Source organism: Gilliamella sp. Fer1-1, assembly GCF_001690825.1.
GTDB classification, from domain to species: Bacteria; Pseudomonadota; Gammaproteobacteria; order Enterobacterales; family Orbaceae; genus Gilliamella; species Gilliamella apicola_C.
Genome location: NZ_LZGX01000034.1, coordinates 133,532 through 157,591, shown reverse-complemented (window position 1 = coordinate 157,591; position 24,060 = coordinate 133,532). Strand labels below are relative to the sequence as shown.

Annotated in this window: 28 protein-coding genes, 2 rRNA genes and 4 pseudogenes; 4 read left to right on the top strand and 30 right to left on the bottom strand. The window is 32.8% G+C overall.

From position 1 onward, the window contains the following. The 4 genes and pseudogenes from A9G28_RS05185 to A9G28_RS05170 form a co-directional block, all read left to right on the top strand. A 23S ribosomal RNA gene (locus A9G28_RS05185) occupies positions 1–911 on the top strand; the annotation flags it as partial. Between the two features lie 170 nt (positions 912–1,081). Then, positions 1,082–1,197, top strand: a 5S ribosomal RNA gene (rrf, locus tag A9G28_RS05180). Between the two features lie 400 nt (positions 1,198–1,597). Then, a complete protein-coding gene (locus tag A9G28_RS05175; RefSeq protein ID WP_065579966.1) occupies positions 1,598–1,795 on the top strand; it encodes a hypothetical protein in 198 nt (65 codons plus the stop codon). Between the two features lie 19 nt (positions 1,796–1,814). Then, positions 1,815–2,983, top strand: a pseudogene (locus A9G28_RS05170) (IS256 family transposase). A 147-nt stretch (positions 2,984–3,130) separates the two neighbouring features. Here the strand turns inward: A9G28_RS05170 and A9G28_RS05165 are convergent. The 30 genes and pseudogenes from A9G28_RS05165 to A9G28_RS05050 all read right to left on the bottom strand — a co-directional run bounded on the left by A9G28_RS05165 (position 3,131) and on the right by A9G28_RS05050 (position 23,711). Next, positions 3,131–3,508 carry an SMI1/KNR4 family protein gene (locus A9G28_RS05165; protein ID WP_065579965.1) on the bottom strand — a complete coding sequence of 126 codons (378 nt, stop codon included), beginning with the start codon at positions 3,506–3,508 and terminating at the stop codon, positions 3,131–3,133. 91 nt (positions 3,509–3,599) lie between these two features. Beyond that, positions 3,600–3,803 carry a hypothetical protein gene (locus A9G28_RS14065; RefSeq protein ID WP_442903030.1) on the bottom strand — a complete coding sequence of 68 codons (204 nt, stop codon included), beginning with the start codon at positions 3,801–3,803 and terminating at the stop codon, positions 3,600–3,602. Between the two features lie 162 nt (positions 3,804–3,965). Then, positions 3,966–4,133 carry an RHS repeat-associated core domain-containing protein gene (locus tag A9G28_RS14060; protein WP_442903029.1) on the bottom strand — a complete coding sequence of 56 codons (168 nt, stop codon included), beginning with the start codon at positions 4,131–4,133 and terminating at the stop codon, positions 3,966–3,968. A gap of 237 nt (positions 4,134–4,370) precedes the next feature. After that, positions 4,371–4,670 (bottom strand): hypothetical protein, encoded by a 300-nt coding sequence (locus A9G28_RS05160; RefSeq protein ID WP_065572377.1) that lies wholly within the window; start codon positions 4,668–4,670, stop codon positions 4,371–4,373. A 136-nt stretch (positions 4,671–4,806) separates the two neighbouring features. Then, entirely contained in the window at positions 4,807–5,211 is a 405-nt protein-coding gene (locus A9G28_RS05155) for a hypothetical protein (protein ID WP_218057325.1), read from the bottom strand. A 191-nt stretch (positions 5,212–5,402) separates the two neighbouring features. Next, positions 5,403–5,573 (bottom strand): hypothetical protein, encoded by a 171-nt coding sequence (locus tag A9G28_RS13530; RefSeq protein ID WP_176700630.1) that lies wholly within the window; start codon positions 5,571–5,573, stop codon positions 5,403–5,405. A gap of 216 nt (positions 5,574–5,789) precedes the next feature. Further along, a complete protein-coding gene (locus A9G28_RS05150) occupies positions 5,790–6,155 on the bottom strand; it encodes a hypothetical protein (RefSeq protein WP_065567505.1) in 366 nt (121 codons plus the stop codon). A 571-nt stretch (positions 6,156–6,726) separates the two neighbouring features. After that, the gene (locus A9G28_RS05145; protein ID WP_065579964.1) at positions 6,727–7,317 is read right to left on the bottom strand and encodes a hypothetical protein; all 591 of its coding nucleotides are present in this window, start codon (positions 7,315–7,317) and stop codon (positions 6,727–6,729) included. A gap of 642 nt (positions 7,318–7,959) precedes the next feature. Continuing rightward, on the bottom strand, positions 7,960–8,550 hold the full coding sequence (locus tag A9G28_RS05140; protein WP_065566958.1) for a hypothetical protein: 591 nt from the start codon (positions 8,548–8,550) through the stop codon (positions 7,960–7,962). Between the two features lie 699 nt (positions 8,551–9,249). Further along, positions 9,250–9,480 (bottom strand): hypothetical protein, encoded by a 231-nt coding sequence (locus tag A9G28_RS05135; protein ID WP_065579963.1) that lies wholly within the window; start codon positions 9,478–9,480, stop codon positions 9,250–9,252. Between the two features lie 391 nt (positions 9,481–9,871). Continuing rightward, on the bottom strand, positions 9,872–10,336 hold the full coding sequence (gene imm9, locus A9G28_RS05130; RefSeq protein ID WP_065566960.1) for an Imm9 family immunity protein: 465 nt from the start codon (positions 10,334–10,336) through the stop codon (positions 9,872–9,874). Between the two features lie 364 nt (positions 10,337–10,700). Beyond that, positions 10,701–10,883 (bottom strand): annotated as a pseudogene (locus A9G28_RS14055) (RHS repeat-associated core domain-containing protein); the annotation flags it as partial. Positions 10,884–11,309: 426 nt separating this feature from the next. Then, on the bottom strand, positions 11,310–11,666 hold the full coding sequence (locus A9G28_RS05125; protein ID WP_065566957.1) for a hypothetical protein: 357 nt from the start codon (positions 11,664–11,666) through the stop codon (positions 11,310–11,312). A gap of 325 nt (positions 11,667–11,991) precedes the next feature. Then, positions 11,992–12,444, bottom strand: coding sequence for a hypothetical protein (locus A9G28_RS12995; protein ID WP_081297875.1), 453 nt, complete (start codon positions 12,442–12,444; stop codon positions 11,992–11,994). A 276-nt stretch (positions 12,445–12,720) separates the two neighbouring features. Beyond that, complete coding sequence (locus A9G28_RS05115; protein WP_065566956.1) at positions 12,721–13,332, bottom strand: hypothetical protein; 612 nt, start codon at positions 13,330–13,332, stop codon at positions 12,721–12,723. A gap of 428 nt (positions 13,333–13,760) precedes the next feature. After that, positions 13,761–14,105 carry a hypothetical protein gene (locus A9G28_RS05110; RefSeq protein WP_065579962.1) on the bottom strand — a complete coding sequence of 115 codons (345 nt, stop codon included), beginning with the start codon at positions 14,103–14,105 and terminating at the stop codon, positions 13,761–13,763. A gap of 347 nt (positions 14,106–14,452) precedes the next feature. Further along, a complete protein-coding gene (locus A9G28_RS05105; RefSeq protein ID WP_065579961.1) occupies positions 14,453–15,214 on the bottom strand; it encodes a hypothetical protein in 762 nt (253 codons plus the stop codon). A 28-nt stretch (positions 15,215–15,242) separates the two neighbouring features. Further along, the gene (locus tag A9G28_RS05100) at positions 15,243–15,725 is read right to left on the bottom strand and encodes a hypothetical protein (protein WP_065566953.1); all 483 of its coding nucleotides are present in this window, start codon (positions 15,723–15,725) and stop codon (positions 15,243–15,245) included. Then, positions 15,725–16,036, bottom strand: coding sequence for a hypothetical protein (locus A9G28_RS05095; RefSeq protein WP_065579960.1), 312 nt, complete (start codon positions 16,034–16,036; stop codon positions 15,725–15,727). The genes A9G28_RS05100 and A9G28_RS05095 overlap by 1 nt, the downstream gene beginning before the upstream one ends. 182 nt (positions 16,037–16,218) lie before the next feature. Further along, positions 16,219–16,701, bottom strand: a complete 483-nt coding sequence (locus A9G28_RS05090) for a hypothetical protein (protein ID WP_065579959.1) — start codon at positions 16,699–16,701, stop codon at positions 16,219–16,221. Positions 16,702–17,727: 1,026 nt separating this feature from the next. Next, a complete protein-coding gene (locus A9G28_RS05085; RefSeq protein ID WP_065579958.1) occupies positions 17,728–18,162 on the bottom strand; it encodes a hypothetical protein in 435 nt (144 codons plus the stop codon). Between the two features lie 359 nt (positions 18,163–18,521). Then, positions 18,522–18,759, bottom strand: a pseudogene (locus A9G28_RS14050) (RHS repeat-associated core domain-containing protein); the annotation flags it as partial. Positions 18,760–18,827: 68 nt separating this feature from the next. Next, positions 18,828–19,262: a hypothetical protein gene (locus A9G28_RS05075; RefSeq protein WP_065579957.1), complete on the bottom strand. Its 435-nt coding sequence runs from the start codon at positions 19,260–19,262 to the stop codon at positions 18,828–18,830. Between the two features lie 209 nt (positions 19,263–19,471). Then, positions 19,472–19,798 carry a hypothetical protein gene (locus tag A9G28_RS05070; RefSeq protein WP_065567038.1) on the bottom strand — a complete coding sequence of 109 codons (327 nt, stop codon included), beginning with the start codon at positions 19,796–19,798 and terminating at the stop codon, positions 19,472–19,474. Between the two features lie 766 nt (positions 19,799–20,564). After that, entirely contained in the window at positions 20,565–20,975 is a 411-nt protein-coding gene (locus A9G28_RS05065; protein WP_065579956.1) for a hypothetical protein, read from the bottom strand. Between the two features lie 416 nt (positions 20,976–21,391). Further along, positions 21,392–21,565, bottom strand: a complete 174-nt coding sequence (locus A9G28_RS14045; protein ID WP_218057324.1) for an RHS repeat-associated core domain-containing protein — start codon at positions 21,563–21,565, stop codon at positions 21,392–21,394. A gap of 475 nt (positions 21,566–22,040) precedes the next feature. Then, positions 22,041–22,490 (bottom strand): SMI1/KNR4 family protein, encoded by a 450-nt coding sequence (locus A9G28_RS05060; RefSeq protein ID WP_065567335.1) that lies wholly within the window; start codon positions 22,488–22,490, stop codon positions 22,041–22,043. 213 nt (positions 22,491–22,703) lie between these two features. Continuing rightward, positions 22,704–22,952 carry a hypothetical protein gene (locus tag A9G28_RS05055; protein ID WP_065579955.1) on the bottom strand — a complete coding sequence of 83 codons (249 nt, stop codon included), beginning with the start codon at positions 22,950–22,952 and terminating at the stop codon, positions 22,704–22,706. 262 nt (positions 22,953–23,214) lie between these two features. After that, positions 23,215–23,331 (bottom strand): annotated as a pseudogene (locus A9G28_RS14040) (RHS repeat-associated core domain-containing protein); the annotation flags it as partial. Between the two features lie 20 nt (positions 23,332–23,351). Next, positions 23,352–23,711 carry a hypothetical protein gene (locus A9G28_RS05050; protein WP_065579954.1) on the bottom strand — a complete coding sequence of 120 codons (360 nt, stop codon included), beginning with the start codon at positions 23,709–23,711 and terminating at the stop codon, positions 23,352–23,354. Between the last annotated feature and the right edge of the window lie 349 nt (positions 23,712–24,060).

Genomic DNA, 24,060 nt, shown 5'->3' with positions numbered 1-24,060 from the left:
CTGTCTCCACCCGAGACTCAGTGAAATTGAAATTGCCGTGAAGATGCGGTGTACCCGTGGCAAGACGGAAAGACCCCGTGAACCTTTACTATAGCTTGACAGTGAACATTGAGCCTTAATGTGTAGGATAGGTGGGAGACAAAGAAGTGTGTACGCCAGTATGCATGGAGTCGACCTTGAAATACCACCCTTTAATGTTTGATGTTCTAACCTATACTTCTGAATCGAGGTAAGGGACACTGTCTGGTGGGTAGTTTGACTGGGGCGGTCTCCTCCCAAAGAGTAACGGAGGAGCACGAAGGTTAGCTAATCCTGGTCGGACATCAGGAGGTTAGTGCAATGGCAAAAGCTAGCTTGACTGCGAGAGTGACGGCTCGAGCAGGTACGAAAGTAGGTCATAGTGATCCGGTGGTTCTGAATGGAAGGGCCATCGCTCAACGGATAAAAGGTACTCCGGGGATAACAGGCTGATACCGCCCAAGAGTTCATATCGACGGCGGTGTTTGGCACCTCGATGTCGGCTCATCACATCCTGGGGCTGAAGTAGGTCCCAAGGGTACGGCTGTTCGCCGTTTAAAGTGGTACGCGAGCTGGGTTTAGAACGTCGTGAGACAGTTCGGTCCCTATCTGCCATGGGCGTAGGAAAATTGAGAGGGTTTGCTTCTAGTACGAGAGGACCGAAGTGAACGCACCGCTGGTGTTCGGGTTGTGATGCCAATTGCATTGCCCGGTAGCTACGTGCGGAATAGATAAGTGCTGAAAGCATCTAAGTACGAAACTAGCCTTGAGATGAGTTTTCCCTGAAGAGATTCAGTAAGGTCCGTTTGAGACTAAGACGTAGATAGGTCAGGTGTGTAAGTGTAGTGATACATTGAGCTAACTGATACTAATGAACCGAGAGTCTTAACCTTACAACTCGGAGTTGTTTTGGAGTTACGCGATAGGATGATTGAAGTTGATGATTGTATAGAGATTGACTTTAAATTGTTTAATAAATGAGAGAGCAGTTTGTTCCGGATTGAGAGATTGTTGTGGATATGAGATAATACACAGTAATTGAGAGAAGAGAAGACAGGATATGTCTGGCGGTAATAGCGCGGTGGTCCCACCTGACCCCATGCCGAACTCAGAAGTGAAACGCCGTAGTGCCGATGGTAGTGTGGGTATTACCCATGTGAGAGTAGGGTGCCGCCAGACTTTTAAATTTAGTGAAGCCCAGCAGTGATGCTGGGCTTTTTTACGTTTGGTATTTTATTTAATGGAGCGCTTATTTGTATAGTAATATCTAGAGTGAGTAGCCCGAAGAATAACGTATTGAAGATGATAAGTTGATGTTGAATTGATGTTGGAATGAAATGAGTTCATTAATCATTGATAAAAAACCGAATTATCCATGTCCTATTTACCGCACAGTTCTCTAACTGGAACAACCAACCTCAGCTTCTTTTAAAAAGCTACGGTTTGATGTTCAGTCATTTTTTTATAATTAAATCCCCCTTTTGTTTTTATCATAGAGAATTTTCTACTTTTTTACTGTACTATTTTAGAGGAGCAGTTACAAGAGCAATTGAAAGACTCTTCAAAGGGAAAATTCCTAATGAAGCTATTGAAATTATTAGATGGGGTTGATTTTATGCCGGATTCCCCGTCAGGTTTACTAGGTTTAGTTAGTATTTATGAGTTTAAACAACCAGCTATATATAAAGAATATTGGTGGAAAGATGACAATAAAAGTTTACTAGATAATTTAAGTAGAAAAAAACCTAAATACATATCAGTAACAGATAAAAAATAGACCCTGTAAATAAAAATGGATAAAAAAATTAAAAGAGTTAGCGACTGAGTTAGCTAAAAACATAAAAATTCAAGACGATTTGGGTAAATTAACCTGCTTTTTAAATAAATTCATCATTGAGGCAGCGTTAAATACGGATATAATCCAACACTTAGAATCATAAAAAGTTAGGTAGTAATTATCGTAAGGCTATAGTAAAAAAACAGCCATTAGTGATGATGGTGAGTTAGAACTATCCATCTCACGGAATAAAGAAAGCTCATTTGAACCACAGTTAATAAAAAATATTAAACTCGGATTGATAAAATCAACCATCAAATTCTATTCCTGTATGCCAAAGGCATGACCATACGAGAAATTGAAAAAACTTTAGACAGATATGTATGACGTTGATATATCACTAGCCTTAATATCAAAGGTGAGCGATGCGGTTAAAAGGCAAGTGATTGAGTGGCAAAATAAACCGTTGGATACGCTTTATCCCATTGTTTACTTAGGCTGTATTGCGGTCAAAGTCAGACAAGATGGCTGTATTATCAATAAATTGATTTTTCTAGCTTTAGCCATCAACTCTGAGGGGGGGAATAAAGAACTATTAGGATCTTGGATAGCTGAAAATGAAAAGGCTAAGTTTTGGTTATCGGTTTTAACTGGACTGAAGAATCGAGGAGTGGAAGATATTTTAATTACTTGTATTGATAGTTTAAAAAAGTTTTCCTGATGCAATTAACACCGTTTATCCCGTGTCTGTACCTTGCATAGGGTGGGTAATAGTTTAAAGCTTGTTAGTTGGAAATACTATAAAGCATTACTAAAGATTTTAAAGCAATTAATCAAGCTAGAACTGAAGAGTAAGCCTTACAAGCTTTATCTCACTTGAATCGGTGTGAGATGAAAAATATAGCTACATAAGTCAATTATGGCGATGTCATTGGGATAATTTGACAGCCTATTCGAAAAATATTTGTAAGGCAATTTACACCATCAATGCCATAGAATCACTGAACAGCATCATTCGCCATGCTATCAAAAAACGCAAGTTTTCCCGACGGATGATTCGGTGAAAAATGTGATTTATTTAGCTATCCGACAAGCATCAAAAAATGAGCTATACCGATCCAAAACTGGAAAAGCGCAATGAGCCGGTTTATTGTAGAATTTGGTGACAAAATTACCCGTTACCTCTAACTGGCAAATACACAAAATTGAGGATAGGGTCTTTTCTATCGGTTAAGACACTTCTCCATAATCATTTTCAAGACATTATATTTTAGTTGTAATTCTTAATTCTATAAGAAAATTATATGGTTAGTATTATTTATGTTGAAAAATATGTCATTCGATATATTTCCCTAAATGATAAATATCAGTTGCCTCGTTATTCACTTCTAAAGAGCCTAAAGCACCTAAATCTAAACTATATATATTATCAGACTCATTATTTTTCTTGACGTATATAAAATAGCCTACATCACCATCTTGACCTATTAAAAAATAATTGGGTGCAATGTTTTGTATACTATATACATCATTTCTTTCTTGAATGTCATATATGTTATATATGTATATATATTCTTCTTTTTCAGTGATTAATTCATACGGCTCTTTATCTTGAACCTCTTCTGACAAAAATCGTACATATAAACTTGGAAATTTGATATTCATTTCTTTTTCAAGAGTATACAATATTTCTATAATTAATTTCTTTTCCATAAAATTTACCATTCAATTAATATTCTATAAGTCAAAAAAGGATTATTTATATTAGCATTTCTAATGCTATCGAAATATTTGTAAGAATCATTTAACGCTTTTTTGCTTGTGCTTTAGGTACACCGGCGTGAAGTATTTCTCTGTAACTTATATTGAATTCTTGTTTTAAGGTTGTATTCCATTCTCCATTAAGTGAGTTTCTAGTTCTTTGTGCACGACTAATGTTAGCATGTAGTAAACCAGAAAAAGATTGTAATAATGCCGCTGGTGCAACATTTCTTCGATAACTAGTTATATTTCTTTTAGTCCAAGCAGCTTGTATTGGATGATGGCTTTGTACGAATGCATCAGATCTAGTGTTTTTATGGCCTGAAGCTCTATTTGCATTAGGCGATAAGTTACCATGTATGTTTACATCGCCTTTTTTATAGCCATTTGGAGCTTTACATATTAATCCCTACGATTTGATTGGCGCATATTGATACAGATTAAAGCTACCCAACAGTCCAATCAAACCCAGTTGTGTAAAGCGTCCTATATCCGGATTATCGTACCTGAAAGTATTGTAATGTAAACTGGTTTCACTGTCTAAATATTGTCCTTGATATCTGAGATTCTGTTGTATCGGTAAGTTCTTCCCGACAGCCGTGCAGATCGGTGTGGAAATAGCGGATATGTTGTTCTTGGTTGCCGTCTGTGCCTATACGTGCTAGCGGTTCGTAGCTGTTCTGGTCGGTATAGATATATAGGCTGGTAGGATGATTCGGGCCGGTTTTCTTAATTATTGTTAAGCCATCTCACAAGAAGTAGGTATGGTTGTAGAGCTCGCTTTATTTTGATTTTGAGGTATTAATCAGGTCGCTTAGTCACAGAATATATATACATTTAAACCATTATTAAATGATTTTTCCAGAAAATCAATAAAATGAATAATTGATTCAAGCTGTAGCTTTTTTGTTTTAATAAGGCTTTCTAATTCTTTTATTAAGGGCTGAATTTCTCCATATAAAATAGTAGTATCAGCATAGTAATCATCAAATTTTTTTATTATTGGGTATTGATTTAATGGTTTCGCATTATTGAAAAGTTTATCATAATCAGACTTCTCAAGTGAAAATACCGGTGTGTTTCCATCTATTTTCTTTTGATTATTTGATGCCATAAAATCCAAAGCCATAAATACCTCATGTTCTAATTGGATGGGATTGTTGTAACCTTGTGTCTACTGTGTTTTTGGCTTACCAGTCGTTTAGAGGTATCGTAAAAGAAATTTTTTACTTTTTTTAATGATGAATTCATTAATCATAGACACCAATCTCTTCTGCTTTTGCAATTAACTCATCTTGCAATGAACCTTGTATTTCTTCTCCATCATACTCAAGCATGAAATCACCACTAATATTCGGTGGGAAATGTGTACCGTCTATGGTTCCAAAAACCGCAGACATTGTATCTACTATTACTATACGCAGAAAATTAAAAATCTTTTCTTGGTCTTTATCTGATAGCTTTGTGATAATACTTCTTGCTCTTGCAAAAGGATCATTAACGTTTGTAGATTCACTTGAATCACTTAAATGAATTTTATAATATTCAAGTGCATCATCTAAAAGTTCAGATAAGAGTGAAGTAACTACTAATTCATCTTTTCTTATTTTACCCATTTTACAACCTCTTTTTCTATTAGGCTTTGCTTTATTCATTTCTGGATACATTTCTTTATTTTTGGCGATTAATTTCTGAAAAGCGCTATTGGGTATTTGTGGGTAACCCCTTCTTAGCTTACGTATATCTCTAGCTAATAACTTTCTAATACTACTAAATTGTTTTCCTGTTTTAGAGTTAGTTTTACTACGTGCAACAATTCCAACTTCATCTTTAAGGAACCAATGTTCTAGCTCTGGGAACTAAAGTAGCAGGGATCATACCCTTTGACAAGATTTTGCATAATTGCTTTTTGCCTTATATGGTGAGCATTCATTCCTAAATGATCAACTCTAGTCAACCCATTAGGCGTATACTCATACAGTTTAAACCCAGCGACTAATCCAATTGGGGCGGGCATAGTCAAGACCCTACATCCGAACCTGAAAGTTTTGTAATGCAATCTGGTTTCTCTGCCTAAATATTGTCCATTATATCTAAGGTTTTGCGCTACTGATTCCGTGTTCAATTTCCTGAATCCGTTTACTCCAGAGCTGGTAGCGGCATACTCTCAGTATTTTGCTATTTGAATCGGTTAACTTTTCCGGTTTTATCCCTAATATATATGTTGCTATCTTTATGTTAAATATGGTTCTAAGTAAAAATCACTATCTACGAAACAATACTCTAGCCAATATCCAGATTCTTTACTGTATCCCTGTAATATAAGATTATTTTTTTCAATAAATATTTTCTGAATATATTCAAAAAACTCTAATTCATGTCTAAGTAACTTTTTTTGTTCAAAACTATTATTCAAATCATTGACAATAAAAACGTTTGCTTGGAAAAATGACCAATTAAAAACTGACAAACTAATATTACTGATGTACTGTTTTTTCTCTAGATCGTAGACTGACTCAAAATATATCTTAATTTTATTAGAAAATATTTTAGTCTCCAAAATATTACAATCTGCTATTTCTATATGTTGTATATTCATTTTTTAACAACTTATTTTTTTATGATCAGCCGGTGACTTTGAATTAACAACGTTACCGTTAATATTTAAAGAGTTTCTTGCCTTATCATATCGATGGCATGATAGTATAAAACACTTTATCTAGCGGATCTAATTTAGCTACTATTGTTCTGATGTCTGTATATTTCCAATGTGCAAATGCATCATCAGGGGATCCTCCTTTCCATGAAATGTTTTCTACTTTTGATAAAGTATGGTAATGTAAGCCAGTTTCTCTGTCCTAATACTATCCCTGATATCTGAGGTTTAGCTCTACTGAGTTGTGCTCGATTGCCTGAATGTGCTTCCCAAGAACTGAAAGCTGCATTCCCAGACGATGTCACTATTTGCATCGGTTAACTTTTCTGGCGCACTATTTAGGTCGGTATGGAAGTAGACTGTTTCCTCATCTTCACTGTTTCTTTTGTCTATGCGTACCAACGGTTCGTAGCATTAACAGTCTAATATCGTTATTTCGATACTGGTAATGCTCATTAGGTATTTATCTGATTATGTGCAAAGCCTAATGATAGTATTGTCAGTCAATGATTATTTATGTTGATTGTTCAAAAGTCATATACGTATTATTTTTTTCATCTAAAAAAATATATAAGTAAGAAATATCATGCCTAATTTCGGTTATATCCAATTGGCCTATAAAAAATAACGGTTTATTTTCTACTGTTGGCCATACTGGAGATTGGAGCCATCTGGGTTTATTTTTTAAAAATTTAAAATCATTTTTAATTTCTAATTTTAAAGCTCTTTCTAACTCTATTCCAGATTTATCTTTATGTTTATTAAAGATAAACTGAAAATAAGGTTCAGTCAAATTTACCCATCGTGGTTGAATTTTCATAAACAGGTCATATTTTTTCTTATATTCATTATTTAACGAAAAGCTAATATTTTTTTTTGTAAGCAATTTTGAAAGTAAACCTTTACTATTGATTTCGCCTGATGGTAATAAAATATCAATTTCAATAAGATACAAAAATGCATTTTGTGAATTAGTGTATGGAGGTATTTGAGTTTCCTTAGATAAAAGATCTTCCATATCCTTATTGTAATAAAGTTCTTTTTGAAAACCCTGCGGAGAAAGTGACCCTTCCAAATAATTTTTTATAATATCTATAGAGTTCATTTTTTATTACCTCCTAGCGGTCTAAATTTATCAAGAGCCGTATGCTGTTCTCTAGTAGCCTCACGAAGACTTCCAATATCTGGTTCTTACTACATTCCATGAAGAGGTATCACCATTAGGCAATGACTTATCGATAGCATCACCTCTCTTTCATATTTTGAATCGTACTTTGCATGATAATCCCTACGGATCTATCCAAGTCAATCCATTAGTCGCATACTGATACAGATTAAATTCACCTAGCAACCCAATTGGGTCAGGCTAGATAAAGTGGACTATATCAAGGCATAATACCTAAAAGTATTGTAATATAGCACCGTTTTTCTGTCTAAATATTGGCTCTGATATCTGAGATTGTGCTCTATTGATGTGAGCTCAATCTCCTGAATGCATTTATCCTAGAGCTGAAAACTGCATTCCCAGATGATGTCACCGTTTGCATCGGTTAGCTCTTCTGGCGCACTATTTAGGTCGGTATAGAAGTAGACTATTTCTTCATCTTCACTGTTTCTTTTGTCTATGCGTACCAACGGTTCGTAGCATTAACAGTCTAATATCGTTATTTCGATACTGGTAATGCTCATTAGGTATTTATCTGATTATGTGCAAAGCCTAATGATAGTATTGTCAGTCAATGATTATTTATGTTGATTGTTCAAAAGTCATATACGTATTATTTTTTTCATCTAAAAAAATATATAAGTAAGAAATATCATGCCTAATTTCGGTTATATCCAATTGGCCTATAAAAAATAACGGTTTATTTTCTACTGTTGGCCATGCTGGAGATTGGAGCCATCTGGGTTTATTTTTTAAAAATTTAAAATCATTTTTAATTTCTAATTTTAAAGCTCTTTCTAACTCTATTCCAGATTTATCTTTATGTTTATTAAAGATAAACTGAAAATAAGGTTCAGTCAAATTTAACCATCGTGGTTGAATTTTCATAAACAGGTCATATTTTTTCTTATATTCATTATTTAACGAAAAGCTAATATTTTTTTTTGTAAGCAATTTTGAAAGTAAATCTTTACTATCGAATTCGCCTGATGGTAATAAAATATCAATTTCAATAAGATACAAAAATGCATTTTGTGAATTAGTATATGGAGGTATTTGGGTTTCCTCAGATAAAAGATCTTCAATATCCTTATTGTTATAAAGTTCTTTTTGAAAATCCAGCGGAGAAAGCGAACCCTCCAAATAATTTTTTATAATATCTATAGAATTCATTTTTTATTACCTCCTAGCTTTCTAAATTTATCAAGAGCCGTATGCTGTTCTCTAGTAAACTCACGAAGACATCCAATATCTGGTTCTTACTACATTCCATGAAGAGGTATCACCATTAGGCAATGACTTATTGATAGCATCACCTCTCTTTTATATTTTGAATCGTACTTTGCATGATAACCCCTACGGATCTACCCAAGTCAATCCATTAGTCGCATACTGATACAGATTAAATTCACCCAGCAACCCAATTGGGTCAGGCTAGATAAAGTGGACTATATCAAGGCATAATACCTAAAAGTATTGTAATATAAATCCGTTTTTCTGTCTAAATATTGGCTCTGATATCTGAAGTTTTGATCTATTGATGCGTGTTCAATTTCCTGAATCCCTTTACTCCCAGAGCTGATAATTTCTTCATCTTCACTGCCCCTTTTGTCTATATGTGCCAGAGGTTCGTAGCAACTCTGTCCGGGGTAGATATACAGGCTGCTGTGCTGATTCGGGCTGGTTTTCTAAATCATTATTAAGCCATTCTAGCGGGTACGGTTGTAGGGGGCTGTGCTATTTAGCTGATGTTTTTCGATATGCTAGCCAAGAGCATCGCAGATATTGGAATGCCAATATCTTTTCAAACAACAAAATTAAGAAAGAGTAATGAAGATTATTATTCAATAAATTCTAAAATATATTTCTAAATTAACTATATATAGCTAACTCAGGCTTACAAAAACCTATAACAAAATCCATTAATTCTAAAATAATATCTTCTTCGTCAAGATACCTCAGGTTTTGTAAACAATCATACATGCAAATCTGTGGCATGCCTTTATTTTTAAAATCAACTAATACCTTTCTAATTTCCAATAAATCTTTATTTGAAGATATTTCTTTTTTCATATAATCAAGGAATTTCTGTTGTTCTAGCATTTTATCCATTTACTTTTTTAATTAGCCAATGCTGTTTGGTATTTTGAAAGAAGCATCGACTGTTTAGGTTGAATTGCGCCATGTCCTGATTTGTTTTGTACGTGCTGCAAATCATTACCAATGATCTGTTACATACAGGAATATCCCTATTAGGGCTAGCACTCAATGTTCTAGCTGAGTCTACAACTTTGGATTTACTTTTCTTTTTTGTCATTCTTCGAAATATGCCTGAATAATTTAATCCCCATGCTTCGATACAAGTCAACCCATTAGACGCATACTGATACAGATTAACGCCACCTAGCAATCCGGCTAAATCAGTGAATCTACATGTATCAGGATAGTATCACTTTGAAAGCCCGTTATTCTTAATAACTTCATTATTGTGATTTCAATTCTGCAATTTTATTCTCTTGCCACCACAGACAATACCTTTCGTAAAAGCTAAACCTATTGCACGTTTTGCACTTTCAAAAATATAACTATATAAACTCTCGTAGTTTTCAAATTCAGGATCTAAAATGAAAAAATTTTCATTTAACGGTTTAAAAAAACTTTCTTTTACTTCTCTTAATCCATATGGAGCCTGGTTTTTATCAGGAATGCAAATAGAGATAGAAATAACATACTCCTTATCTGATGGATAGCGCATTGATCTTTTGAAAACCCCAATACCATTTGTAGCCCGAGAATTAATCATTATTAAAATACGCCACCCATTTAAATCTAAAATATTTATTCGCGGTAACAAGTTATCAATATATTTGTTCAATTCTATCCACATGAAATGCATATTCACATTGTCATTTATTTTTGGTACTTCAGTAGGCAATGACACCATTATTTTTTTTCCCATAATATACCTTGTAAAATAGTTAGCACCACTTGTTCTTTTTAGTACTGGGTCTATAACGTTTGTCTTTTTCTCGATTGGGTGGCAATTCATGTTTTAATATTCTTAAAAGCCTAACTCTTCTTGCCTCAATTCTTTTCATTTTACCTTTAGTTATTCCTCTATAAGTACGGACTACTTTTGATTCTGCATTGCCAAAGTTAGGGGCTTTTCGTACTTTTCTTATACTCGTATAAGCACGTCTATTATCCGCCAGCCATTACATCTTCTGCTTTACTAATTCCTGTTTTAGCACGGCGTTTAGATTCCTATCCATTACATCATATAAAACCCAATCTCAATTAGTGTCATTACTATTTTTATACCACCCAATTGTATCAATCCAAGTCAGCCCATTCGGCACATACTGATACAGATTACACCTACCTAGCAGCCCAATTGAGTTGGACTGGGTAAAGCGTCCTATATCTGGATCATAGTACCTAAAGGTATTGTAATGCAGTCTAGTTTTTCTGTCTAAATATTACCCATAATATCTGAAGTTTTGCTCTATTGGTTTGTGTTCGATTTCCTGAATGCGCTTACCCTAGAGCTGATAGCTACATTCCCAGAGTTATTCGCCGTTTGCATCGGTAAGCCGTTCTGGTCGGCGTAGAAGCAGCGGATATATTGTTTTTAATTGCCGTCTGTGCCTATACGTGCCAGTGGCTAGTCGTTGCTCTAGTGGGTGTAGATATTCAGGCTACTGTGCCGATTCGGGCAGGTTTCCTGTATTATTGTTAAGCTATCCCATAGGAACGGGTACGGTTGTAAGGTTTGCCTGTGCGCCTGACTGATGTTTTTCGATACGTCGACCTAAGGCGTCGTAGGCGTAGTTGTAACGCTGGTTGTGGCTAGCAATTTGTTTGTTTTTGAAGCAATAACTCTCTATCTTACATATATCTAATTATTGAGCTAACTTCTATAATTTTATTTTTTAGTAATATTTAATTTCATATTTACCAATTACATCAAAAATATGATCATAAGTGCTGAGTACTATACGTTGCCTTCCTTTTTTATGCACCTCATCAACTAAATCAAAACTAGATTTTAAATATTGCTCATAAGGATACTCATCCATTCTATAAATAAATAAACTATAAATATCACTGAAAGTAAATGTAACTTTAACTTCTGGAACATTCGATATCTTCGGTTTACAGCCTGATAATGCTAATGACGTATTAACAACTAAAGTAAATGGTATACATTCTAATTTTACGTCAGATAATATTAATGCACTTCGCGCATAAATTATACCGTATTTTGTTTGAATTTCTTTTGTATTCATATTATTTACACCTCAATTTTATTGATTTACCACTGGTTTTAGTTGTAAAACGCCGCCATAAAGTAGCTGAAGACAGATCCACTTAAGTAGCCCATCTAGATGGAGCCTTAGAAATTCCAGCCTTTTTAGCAGTATAAAGGCGCCTATTATCCAAACTAAAAACGCACCTTGCGATAATAACTTTGTTTGTATATCAGTGGGTAAATCAAGCTTTTTTATTTTTCTAATAGTCTCTCGATTATTTATGTATGAATGATAATAAGACTATGTATAAGTTTATTCACTTTTTTATCGTTAAAGATTGTAAATATTGCCGATTTTTTGATTAAAGTAATGCATATATTTTCTTTAATTGTCCACAATATTTCTTACTATACGGTATTTTTATTTTTTTTAGATAATTAATTAGGTTATCAACATCGTTAGTAAGTAAATAATACTCTAATAAATGAATAATAAGAAAATTTTCATAGGGTGCATTAACTGAAATAGTGACATCCTTTTCATCATTCCCTTCTTGTTCATCTGGTTCATCAAAGAGAACGACAAACTTAATCGCTATATATTTCAAAAAAGAAGCAAGATTATTCGACAATATGTTTTTTAAATCAGATAAAGTGGCACCAGACAAATTTATTTCATTTGCATCATATTCAAACAATACCGATGGCAATTCTTTTCCGTTTGTCGTAATTTTATATTTTTTCTCTAATTTATCTAATGCCGTTTTATATAATGAGCTATTTATAAAATCTCGAATTTCATTAATGTTTATCATTTATCAACATCTCTTACTATATTTATAACACTATAACCAATGTGTTTATATGGATTGCTTTATGCTTCCATGAGGTTTATTTGGCAATCATCATCATGATTAAATCACTTTTTACTTTTATCATGGCGAGTTTTCTACTCTTTTGTTGCACTATTTTAGAGGGGCGTTACAGCTTAGATTATAATAAACAGATACATTATCTCCCTACAAAATATTAAGGAAACTATTACTATTAGCACATTTATAAATTATTGTTAGATAGTTATATTAAAATAATTATGCCGTTTGAACAAAAAAAAGTCCTGCATTATTAAAATCATCAATTTTCTTTTTTAGAAACAAATATCCAATAGCATCAGATAAAAATAAAGCTCCACCATCATGAACGGGAATATCTGATGAATATAATTGGCCAATAAAATCATATTCATTTAGCAATTTTTCACAAGCCACAATGCCATTGGGTATTTTATTTGACAAAAAAGAAAATGCTGGGTACTCATTATTCTTTAGTTGTGTCTTTTCTAATTCAAGATATTGAGGAACAAGACTATTACTATTTTCACGTAATTTTGATGTCTCAGTTAGTGTAACTCTGGTAAATCCTGATTTTAAATGATCAAGTTCTGCATCATCACCGAAATAAACAATATCGTCCAAAAAATATCTATTTTCATTATATGTTGAAAATACGGAAATATATTTAGCTTTAGGAAGATTAATTCCACTAATAGAATCAGATAATTTATCATTATCGATTGTGAATAATAATGTTAAATTTTCACCTAACGGATTTTGGGGCCAATTGCCGTCAATAAATGCTCCTCCACCAAATTTGATACCACTATTTTCGTTTGATGAAGGTGTAAGTTCATATACTAGGTGCATGATATCTCCATTAATATTTGCTAATTTCTTTATGAATTTTTACGATTTTTCTTAGTATACCAATTTTCTTTTCAGGAACACCAGCTCTTCCCTGTGCTTCATAGTTATTCTAGTCGGTATAGATATACAGCCTGCTGTGCTGATTCGGGCTGGTTTCCTAAATCACTGCTAAGCCATCCCACAGGAAGCGGGTACGGTGTAGGATTTGCCTGCGTTGTCTAGCTGATGTTTTTCGGTACGTCGACCTAAGGCGTTGTAGACATAGCCGTAACGCTCACTAGCTTGGGTATTCGATGGATACTTCGGTCAACATGTGCTAAACATTGTATTTTAATCTTAGATTTTGGCCAAATCGACTAATCTATATATTAAAATGCCTTGATTTGATAGTAATATAATAAAATTTTAGATAATCGTAGTATTTAATTTTATAAATTCTTTAACTCTCTAATTTTAGCTAAGCCTTTTTCCAAACGACTAATATTTTCATACTTATTTTCTACAGTACTTTTATCTAAATATTTAAGCCATCCAGATACATATTTCCTGAATAAATCAAAACCATCTTCCGTAACAGCAGATTTCATTAATATAAAATCAGTTTTCAAATTTCCCTCTAGATCAAATGGCTCTACATTAATTAGTAAATGGTTCTCTTTGAGAAACGTTAATAAACTAGTAGATAATCTTATTATTTGGTTTTGATATTCTTTACTTTTATTTGCGCCTAATAACATAGGAATATTATGTAATTCAAAATCTTCATTATTCATTATTTTGCCTTATAACTTTTGATATACTTTCAATTTCGATCAGTTCGTTAGTATTTTTATTTTTCACATATATACTTCCTGTACTATGTATTCGAGCTTCTTTTGCTAATTGTTTGTACTTAGAGGCAGTTTTACTTGTTATCTCATAAGGACGCCATTTTCCATTTGTCTTTTAACCACAAAGTCGACTCTATGTCGTTCACCTGTTATAGGATTTTAACTGGTTTGGCACCCGTTCATTTTTTAGAGTTTGATGGCAGAATCAATCGCTACCTTTAACTGGCAAATACACAAAATAATATAGAATGGTGTCTCTCAATTTTCTATCTAAATACTAATCTATTATTTTAATTTTCAATAATATCTTGATATAGTTCAATTAAGTCATTATTGTTACTTTTTAGGCATTTATTCATTAATTTGATTTTTAAGTCTGAGAAATTTAAGTATAGTAGTAATTCAGCTAATCTTCGGTATATAAAGTCATCGAAAGAAGCAAGGTAATGATCCAACATACTGCATAATTTATGTTTTACGATTTTATTCTCTTTAAATTTGATTAATATATCTCTAGCTATAGGAATATTATCAATATTGCCATCGACTGATATGTCTATAATTATAGGAATTAATATTTCTAATTCTTCGTCATTAAAATCATCATCTCTTATGAATCTTAACGCTGTTCCTTGTTCTGATAATGTGTTTAATGCTAATAGTAATTGTTGGAAAAAACATTCTGATTTTCTAAAATAATATTTAGAAGAAAATAAATTTGTTTCAGATTCTTTTAAATTAAACCATTCTATAGAAAAAATTGTATTATCTTTCATTTTGTTACTACCATACTCACAAGAAATTGAGTTAAATAATTTTTTAAATTCATTCATGAATATATCACGTTTAATACCTAATCCATTAGGGAATGATTTTCCTTCAGGTATTGTATAGTAATGTTCAGTTAATGGAGACTTATTAGGATCTAATGTGGTTGATGCACCTTGCGGTAATTTTTTATCAACCTGAGGTTTTACCATACCAGTGCTATCAGTATCAATATCTTTGCTTGCTCTTGGTTTTTGGGCTTGTTTTTGTTTCCAAAAGCACACAATTCATTATTTAAGCCCAAGGATCAATCTAAGTCAACTCATTATTACCATTCCATATTCTTAACTCATAAAAATTCTCTGTTGGTAAAATTGAAAATCCAAAAGAGTTATTTATGGCAACTAGCAAACACTCTAACGTCTTGTTACTATTCTTTACTGTCATATTCCAAAATAATGTTGGATTTTGCTTAATGTTATTAATATGCAATTTTAAATAATAATATGTATTACAAGTGATAATTTGAAAAACTACTAAATCATTAGTATCAATACTACTCAAAAAATCACAAAATCGGTTAAATAATAAATTTTCATTTACTGATAAATCTACTGGCTGATGTTCAATATTATCAATAAATTTTGACAAAAAGACATTATAATCATGCGACTCAAACGTTATCGAATAGCTGTTATTATTAATCCGTAATTTATTTGAGATATTTTGAACAATTGCTTTTTTTTCTTTTTCAATAACTGATAATTTCAATCTTTCTTTTAAAGATAATGACATTATTTTTTGCCTTTAGCATTTGTAATTTTTGTCATATTTTCAGGAATATGTCTACCATATTGATTATATCTTACTTTTGGTTGGAGAGGATCACCAGACAAATCATCAGCAGTATAAAAGTGAGGAACGCGACCAAATTTATTTTTTGGTTTTGAAGTATTTAGATCGGCGTGGACGTAAACTATTTCTTCATCTTCACTACCTCTTTTAACTATGCGTGCCAGTGTTGGTAGTTGCTTTGGTCGGTATAGATATACAGGCTGCTGTGCTGATTCTGGCTGGTTTCCTGAATCATTTTTAAGCCATCCCACAGGAAGCGGGTACGGTTATAAGGGTTGCCTGCGCTGCCTAGCTGATGTTCTTCGATACACCGGCTTAAGGCGTCGTAGTGGTAGTGCTGGGTAGCGCCGTTGGTTTGTTTGCAGCCGATTTGTCCGTGGACACTGTATTGGTTTTTATGTCTTCCAAACCAATTAAATACTTTTAAACATTATTAAAAGGGTAAGTTAATTTTTTTATTCAGTTTTTCTTCAATAAGTGTCGATAATTCTTTAAATAAAGTTTCCCAAACCTGAATGTACTCTAATTTACTGATAAAAAGTTTCATATCAGGAATTTTTCCATTATATATGCCTACATCTGGTCCTTTCTTATATTCAAGTTCTACGCCTTTATCTTTAATTTCATAATAGAAGTAAAAATTAGAGCCTTGCTCACAAAACCAAATATCATCTTTGCCTGTCCAATTATTTTTTACTCGTTTGACAGATTTAACAATGTCTTCATAACATGCTGTTATGTCCGCATAAATGTAAAAATGTACTCTATAGTCGCCTTTCAGTTTAATGTAAAACTCAGGTTCAGCATATCTTCTCAATTCTTCCAATGCATATTGAAAAGGAGTTAGTTCGTCATCAATATCATCATCAATATCGCCTATGGGATTTTGATAATTAACCTCAAATATAGTTTCCATTTTAATCTCCAGGAATATAAAGGCAGGCTATAATAGGTTTGCCTCTAATGACTACTCTTATAAATCTTACAATATCCATTATTTTTATTGTTCTATCAGGATAATATATTTTTGATAATTGTGATACTTTAACATCATGTGCTCCATGTGTGTTGGTGCTTTAGCAAACGCTTCCTCTATTATTTTGTTATCATTAAATGCCTTATAGGCTCAGAGTCTTTTGGATTTTTTTCTCGGTCAATTAATTTTTGTGCATTAATTTGAGAACCATGTTGATTACGGGCATATCCATATTTTTTATAACTTTCCCTGTTTGATGATTTAGCTTACAACTCATTAATCCAAATGGATCCAACCAAGTCAACCCATTAGGTGCATACTGATACAGATTAAAGCCACCCTGTGATCCTATCGGATTTGGCTAGGTAGAGCTTCCTATATCTGGATCATAGTGCTTGAAAGTATTGTAATGTAGTCCAGTTTCTCTGCCTAAATATTATTCATGACATCTGAGGTTTTGCTCTATTGTTGTTCAATTTCCTGAATATGTTTACCCCAGAGCTGATAGCAGTATTTTCAGACGATGTCATTGTTTGCATCGGTAAGCTTTTCTGGAGAGCCGTTTAGGTTGGTATGGATATACAGGCTGTTGTACTGATTCGGGTTAGTTTTCTGAATCATTTTTAAGGTATTCTACAGGATGCGGGTACTGTTGTAGGGTTGTCTGCGCTGCCTAGCTGATGTTTTTCGATACGGCGTTTCAGGCCGTCGTAGTGATATCCTCTGAAATGCAGGAGAATCAGGTTGTGGTTGCTGTATTCTGTGCTTATCAATCGGTCGAGGCGATCGTACTGGTAGCTGCGTTCTGTTAAGATACTGGGCAGGGTTGGTTTGTGTTGCAGTCATATTTGAATGTGGTGTTCAGCCGCTCTTGTGGCGTAATACTTCGCGGTGCAGGTTGTCGGAACCGTAATACAGGCTGTTGATGGTGCACCCATCTGGCTGTGAATAAAAAAGATGAATAATCTATTTGAATGTTTTGAATTTTGATAGCCAATAATTGCCTTTATCATATACACAACCAATTAAAACATTTCCTTCTGTTTTGATCGTTAATTCACGACTATAACAATATTTTTTTTCAAAAGACCAGTTTATATCAGCAATATCGAGATATTTCATAATAAGTTCAAAACTTGTTTCAGGATATATAATTACATTATTTAATAAAGTAATTGGATGACGAGCTACATCAAATCCTAAGGAATGTATCTTGGAATCAACTACCATTATTTCCAGTGAATCATAAAAATAAGAAAAACCTTCACTTTTGTTCAATTTATCAAAGTAATATTTTTTACCCAAATCTTTTTTTTGCAAAATAGAATATATTTCTTTTTCTGATAAGCCTACTTTTAATTCCAAATATATTCCTGTTCTCAGAAAATCAGTTAAGTCCATTAATTTTCTCCTGCATTTTTGAAAATTTAACCACACCCCGCTCGGCCAATTCAATTGACTTTTTATTACTATTTGAGTCATTTAATATCTTTTTAAATTCTTCTATGGCATGAGATACTTGAGTTTTAGTTTTCCCCATAATTTTTTATTGTTTATCAAACCGTCTATATGCTTGTTCGCTTGGGTTATGGATTTTTTACTAATACCTTTCATGTTACTAAACCGCTCCCAGATAAGATTGTCAGCTTTATCTAAACCTAATTTAGCTTCCGTAGTTTTTCTTCCATTTATAGATATATCTAAATAAAATCTTTTAATCCTTACATTATCGAAATGACATGGTTGCATTTTCCCGGTACAGTCAATCCTAATGGATCGACCCAAGTCAACTCATTAGGTGCATACTGATACAGGTTAAAGTCACCCAGCTGGTCAATCGGGGGCTAGCTAGGTAAAGTGACCTATATCCGAGTTATAGTATCAGAAAGTATTGTAATGTAGTCCAGTTTCTCTGTCTAAATACTGTCCCTGATATCTAAGGTTTTGTTGTATCGGGATGTGTTCAATTTTTTGAATCCGTTTTCCCCAGAGCTGATAGCGGTATGCTCACAATACTGCGCCATTTACATAGGTAAATTTTTCCTTTTAGCCCTGATTGCATATCTCTAATTGTTTATACGATAATGAAGATATATTTCATATTCATCATCATTAATAACCAATATTCTTTCAGGTTGTAAAAACAATAATGATAAATCAAAAGATTGGTTGTATTTAAATATACTATTTAAAAAATTATCAAGATGATTAATATTTAAGTGTATCGCAATTTTTTCTTCAAATAGTTGGATGCATTTAAAAAAATTATTATTTAAAGTGTTATTTATAATTTCAATTAATTTTTTTTTGCTAATCGGGTGCTCTAGCCTGATTTCGCTATCAATTTGATCAATCTTGAAAAAAATTTTAAGCTGTTCTTTATACCAAATGAAATCTTCATTATTAACAGACGAAATTGTAAATGATTCAATTCCTTCTAATTGACTAACATATTCTTCTGCTTTTTTATAAAGTAATTTTTTTTCAAGTTTATTATTCATAATATATGTGATGATCATTGGTTAGCGAATCAATAATTTTTTGATATCGTTCTTGTTCGAAGCCATAGGTAATTGAATTAGCACTACGTTTTGATTGGTCCGCATTTAGCTATTGGATCATTTGTTTATTCTACTGTGACACGTTTATGTCCTTGTGCATTTTTATATTGATAATACCTGCCATGTGAAACATGGCTCTATTAATAATTTTATTTGTCTAATTTATAGGGGAAAAGATATTTTTCTAATATTTCATTTTTTGTTTTCTCATCAAAATATCTATTGTTTTGTTTTTCATAATTAGCTATTTTATCAATAGCAACACTCTTATTCATTTCAGGAATATTTGAAAAAATTCTGTTCCAATCTTTTTGATTCCCATACATTTTTATCAATTTTTCAAAAATTGAATTAATAATGGGGCTGCTACAATAAAATAACGAGTCTGTTTCCTCACAATCGAACTTTAAATAAAGAATTGCTTTGGTTAAAGCATTTACTTCACTTCTAGTTAATTCTATTTTTTCAATATCCATTATTATCAACCTTTTGTTTTTACACTAGAATTAATTTGATTGTTTGTCAGTTTTAATCTGGTTTCATAACCTAAACTTGACAAAAAAGAATATGGATTCTTACCAGAATATAATACCTCATTTAGTGTTAACTTTCCTTTATAAATATATTCTAATAATATTAGTCATTACATCTTTCGGGCTCATTAAAATATCTGTGATATAAACTTTACTTTTACATAAGATTCTAAGACACCTATTCGCATGATGTTTTCTAGGCCAATCGAATCCGTATAGTGAATACAGCAACCCCATTCGGTGTGGAAGTAGATTGTTTTTTCCATCTCCACTGCCTCTTTTACCTATGCGTGCCTATGGTTTGTAGTTGCTTCCGGTCTGTGTAGATATACTGGCTGCTGTGCTGATTCTAGCTGGTTTTCTGAATCATTTTTAAGCTATTCCATGGGAAGCGAGTACGGTTGTAGGGTTGGTCTTCGTTGTGCCTAGCTGATGTTTTCGATACAGAAGCATAAGGTGTCGTAGGTATAATCGTAACGCTAGCTGTGATCGGATTGTTTGATGTGTGTTTCACTTAAGCTTAATTTTATCTATTATAAGCTAGTGGCCGATTTTATTATTTGGTGTCGATATTCTTTGCTTTTATTAACAGTTAATAGCATTGGAATATTATGTAATTCAATATCTTCATTGCTCTACCCTTATCACTGTTGATAAATTTTCAACTTCAATTAATAATTTAGTATCTTTATACAAATATTTTTATTTTTTAATAAGGTATATGTGTTTTATTAATTGGAACAAAATCACTTAATCCTATTCTCCATCGTTGTTCAATATATTCTAATAATTCATCGAAATTAGAAAAAACATATTGTTCAAATGAAGTTATTGATTGATTGAATGCATTATCATTATCAGTTAATGCAGGATCTGCATAATATGTGCGGAGCTTATATAAAAAAAACACTTCTTCCTCATCTATTATTGGTTTTATAAGTTGATCTATATAAAGCGAATACAAGGAAAATTCCCATTCGTCGTCATCCCCAGGTTTTGCATATTCAATAGAATAAATCTCAATAAAACGAGTTTTATTTTCTTCTAATCTTTCAAAGAATTGCCCTTTCATTTCATAGGGAAATGGGTGGTAAGGATTATTGTATTTTTTCTTATTCATAAAATATTCTAATAATTCGACTGTTATAGATGTGAATTAGCAAATGCGCACTTTCAGAAGCATGATCTCTAATTTTCTCATTTGGATTAAATTCATCCCAATGATAAGCTCCTTTTTCTACTAAATCGACGAGGTAATCAGTCAGATGCATCTTTTTGTAGGCAAAATGTTCTTGATTTAGTGGTATCCATATATCCTTTGTGTTGAGGATGTTTTTCGTTCGCGGAAATTAACGCTCTCAATATTTCTTCTGCATCAGCTTTATTTCGTACTCTTATAAGAGCTTATTTTCCTTTAGTTAGCTGCTTTTTAATGTGCTTAATTGCCTGTAATAAATTGCAATTCCTCCTACGGAACGGTCTAAGCCAACCCATTAGGCGCATACTGATACCGATTAAAGCCACCTAGTAACCCAATCAGGTCTGGCTGGGTAAATCTACTATATCCGAATCATAGCTCCTGAACATATTGTAATATAAGCCAGTTTCCCTGTCTAAATATTGTTCCTGATATCTGTGATTTTGCTCTATTGATTCTTGCTCAATTTCCTGAAATCGTTTACCCCATAGCTGACAGCTACATTTCCACAATATTTCACCGTTTGCATCGTTAAGTTCTTCCGAGAACGGTTAAGGTCGGTGTGGTAGTAGGCTATTTCTTCATCTTCGCTGCCTCTTTTGTCTATGCTTGCTCGTGGTTTGCAGTTGTTTCTGGTCTGTGTAGATATACTAGCTACTGTGCTGATTCTGGCTGGTTTCCTGATCATTGTTAAGCCATTCCACAGGAAGTGGGTACGGTTGTAGGGTTGGTCTCCACTTGTGTCTAGCTGATGTTTTTCGATACGTCGACCTAAGGCGTCGTAGACATAGCCGTAACGCTGGTTGTGGCCTGAATGTTCGATGCGTGCTTTGCTTAGGCGATGTTCGGCATTGTAAGCTGTAGTGCTGGTTACGTCGTTGTTTTGTTTGCTTTTGACGCTGCCATACGGGTGATAGCTATAGCTCTGATCTCTGAATTTAAGTAGATGATTAAAACGCATCAGGTTGTGGTTGCGGCAGTCTTAATTTACGTCCGTAAGTTTACATATTCTTCAAAAAAACATCTGAATGACGGTGCAAGGACGTTTGATATTTTTCTTGAGAAGAGATCATAATTAACTATTTGTCCATAAGTATTTTTCCTACAATCAACACAGCAACATACATCGTCATCTTTAAAATAAATAACTGCCATATCTAATGGTAATGAGTATTCATTTCGACATTGACAAGTATCATAATAGATAGCTCCTCCAGACTCAGCCAAGGCATTATTATCAACTATGCCTGATATTTCTTCACCAACAACCCCTCCGCCACCAACCAATAAAATAAATTCTTTTAATTCATTTGGTAATGACAAATTTAGCTTATTTTCAAGTATATTAATTTGTGATTCATCACAAGCTCCAAGCCAATATACTTCGTCTTGAGCGCCATGATTTAAACGCGTAACAAGATTTTTAATATCACCCATATAGCTATTACCTCACATAAAATCCAATGCCTTAATTTACAATATTCTTTTATTTTTCATCATTAAAAAATAATTAAAATTCTGCTGACATTATATTCTTTAATCTTTATGATTCCAGATAGATAAAACCGAAAAATACTTTAGCTTTCTTATGTCAATATGAGCAAAGGTAATTTAGATATGACAGGTTTGTTGAAAAATTTTAATTATAAACTAAATTGATAATAAGTATTTGATAATATTATCTTTTGTTACCTTTTTAAGGATTACAGCATATTCATCTTTAAAATACCCTATATCAGATATTTGATCTTCTGCATCTTGAATAAACCGTATCGGATCATAAAAATTGAATGTGTATATATTTCCATTTACTGTAACTTCAAAATTTAATACAACTCCTTTAGATTCGCATTCAAGTTGAAACAAATTGTCATACCAATCAGGAAATATAATATTCATTAATCTAATACCTGTATTTTTGATAGCGCAACCTGATAATTTTCAAATTATCGCTAATAGTAGTCATATCATATTTTATGAGGAATAAACCCTTTACTAGATACACTAGTAGGATTATCAAAAACAGAAATACCGCGTGTTGTCTTTACTAAACGCTGATTTACCAATTTTATACTCTCCTAGTTTTGCTTTAAAAGAAACAGGTTCCCCTTTTTTGAACCCCCTGAAATAACAAACAACTCCACCCAAGAGGATCAACCTAAGCCAATCCATTTGGTGCATAGTGACACAGATTAAAGTCACCAGCTAATCCTATTGGGTCCAGCTGGGTAAAGCGTCCTATATCCGGATCATAGTACCTGAAGATACTATAGAGTAATTTAATTTATTTTTAGAACATCAATTTTTCCATTTTTCACCTCTGACATAACTTATTAGTTCATTTTTATTTTTTGGTTCATTAGGAAATTTCAAAATTGAATCATAACTACAATGACCAATAATCGATGATTTTATGTCATCCAAATAGTCAAAAGCGGCCTCGGGAATGTTATCGTAATCTGAATCGGATAAATTATTTTTTATATATAAAAATGCAAATTTATATATCTTTTCTCTATCCCATTTAGATTGTATTAATTTCCTTAAAAATAAATCTATTAATTTCTGTGATGTATTTTTTTCATTCACATCCCATGATTGCATTATTCTTTTCAAATCTGCAAATGCCTCTTTTTCATTAACAATAAGTTTTGTCATTTATAAGCTAATCCCATTTAATTTGATTAAGCAATTTCTGATATTCATCAAATGTCATGTTTTTGCTTGAATATATGAGAACCATGATCATTAATCGCTGCAAGTCTATTAGGCAATTTATCCAAGTTTGTAATAGTATTTACAAATACCTCGTTTGGGTCAACAGGTAAAGGAACTTGACTGCCACTTAAACTTTGTTTGCCTGTTTAACTTGGATTAATCATATCAGTTGCATTATTTACTTCACTAAAATCATAGAACTTAGGATTTCCTGATGCCGTTTGTATCGATAAGCTCTTTCTGATAACCGTTCAGGTTGGTGTGGAAGTATATTACCCTTTGTGGTTGA

Coding starts and splice junctions, on each gene's coding strand:
- A9G28_RS05110 (WP_065579962.1), bottom strand. CDS start 14,105: ATGAATAATGAAGATTTTGAATTACATAATATTCCTATGTTATTAGGC.
- A9G28_RS05050 (WP_065579954.1), bottom strand. CDS start 23,711: ATGACAAAACTTATTGTTAATGAAAAAGAGGCATTTGCAGATTTGAAA.
- A9G28_RS05055 (WP_065579955.1), bottom strand. CDS start 22,952: ATGAATATTATATTTCCTGATTGGTATGACAATTTGTTTCAACTTGAA.
- A9G28_RS05175 (WP_065579966.1), top strand. CDS start 1,598: ATGAAGCTATTGAAATTATTAGATGGGGTTGATTTTATGCCGGATTCC.
- A9G28_RS05060 (WP_065567335.1), bottom strand. CDS start 22,490: ATGGGTGATATTAAAAATCTTGTTACGCGTTTAAATCATGGCGCTCAA.
- A9G28_RS05070 (WP_065567038.1), bottom strand. CDS start 19,798: ATGGATATTGAAAAAATAGAATTAACTAGAAGTGAAGTAAATGCTTTA.
- A9G28_RS05155 (WP_218057325.1), bottom strand. CDS start 5,211: ATGAATAAAGCAAAGCCTAATAGAAAAAGAGGTTGTAAAATGGGTAAA.
- A9G28_RS05145 (WP_065579964.1), bottom strand. CDS start 7,317: ATGAACTCTATAGATATTATAAAAAATTATTTGGAAGGGTCACTTTCT.
- A9G28_RS05125 (WP_065566957.1), bottom strand. CDS start 11,666: ATGAATACAAAAGAAATTCAAACAAAATACGGTATAATTTATGCGCGA.
- A9G28_RS05150 (WP_065567505.1), bottom strand. CDS start 6,155: ATGAATATACAACATATAGAAATAGCAGATTGTAATATTTTGGAGACT.
- A9G28_RS05065 (WP_065579956.1), bottom strand. CDS start 20,975: ATGAATAAGAAAAAATACAATAATCCTTACCACCCATTTCCCTATGAA.
- A9G28_RS05075 (WP_065579957.1), bottom strand. CDS start 19,262: ATGAATAATAAACTTGAAAAAAAATTACTTTATAAAAAAGCAGAAGAA.
- imm9 (WP_065566960.1), bottom strand. CDS start 10,336: ATGGGAAAAAAAATAATGGTGTCATTGCCTACTGAAGTACCAAAAATA.
- A9G28_RS05160 (WP_065572377.1), bottom strand. CDS start 4,670: ATGGCATCAAATAATCAAAAGAAAATAGATGGAAACACACCGGTATTT.
- A9G28_RS05090 (WP_065579959.1), bottom strand. CDS start 16,701: ATGGAAACTATATTTGAGGTTAATTATCAAAATCCCATAGGCGATATT.
- A9G28_RS05140 (WP_065566958.1), bottom strand. CDS start 8,550: ATGAATTCTATAGATATTATAAAAAATTATTTGGAGGGTTCGCTTTCT.
- A9G28_RS13530 (WP_176700630.1), bottom strand. CDS start 5,573: ATGCCCGCCCCAATTGGATTAGTCGCTGGGTTTAAACTGTATGAGTAT.
- A9G28_RS05135 (WP_065579963.1), bottom strand. CDS start 9,480: ATGCTAGAACAACAGAAATTCCTTGATTATATGAAAAAAGAAATATCT.
- A9G28_RS05085 (WP_065579958.1), bottom strand. CDS start 18,162: ATGGACTTAACTGATTTTCTGAGAACAGGAATATATTTGGAATTAAAA.
- A9G28_RS12995 (WP_081297875.1), bottom strand. CDS start 12,444: ATGATAAACATTAATGAAATTCGAGATTTTATAAATAGCTCATTATAT.
- A9G28_RS05115 (WP_065566956.1), bottom strand. CDS start 13,332: ATGCACCTAGTATATGAACTTACACCTTCATCAAACGAAAATAGTGGT.
- A9G28_RS05165 (WP_065579965.1), bottom strand. CDS start 3,508: ATGGAAAAGAAATTAATTATAGAAATATTGTATACTCTTGAAAAAGAA.
- A9G28_RS05100 (WP_065566953.1), bottom strand. CDS start 15,725: ATGTCATTATCTTTAAAAGAAAGATTGAAATTATCAGTTATTGAAAAA.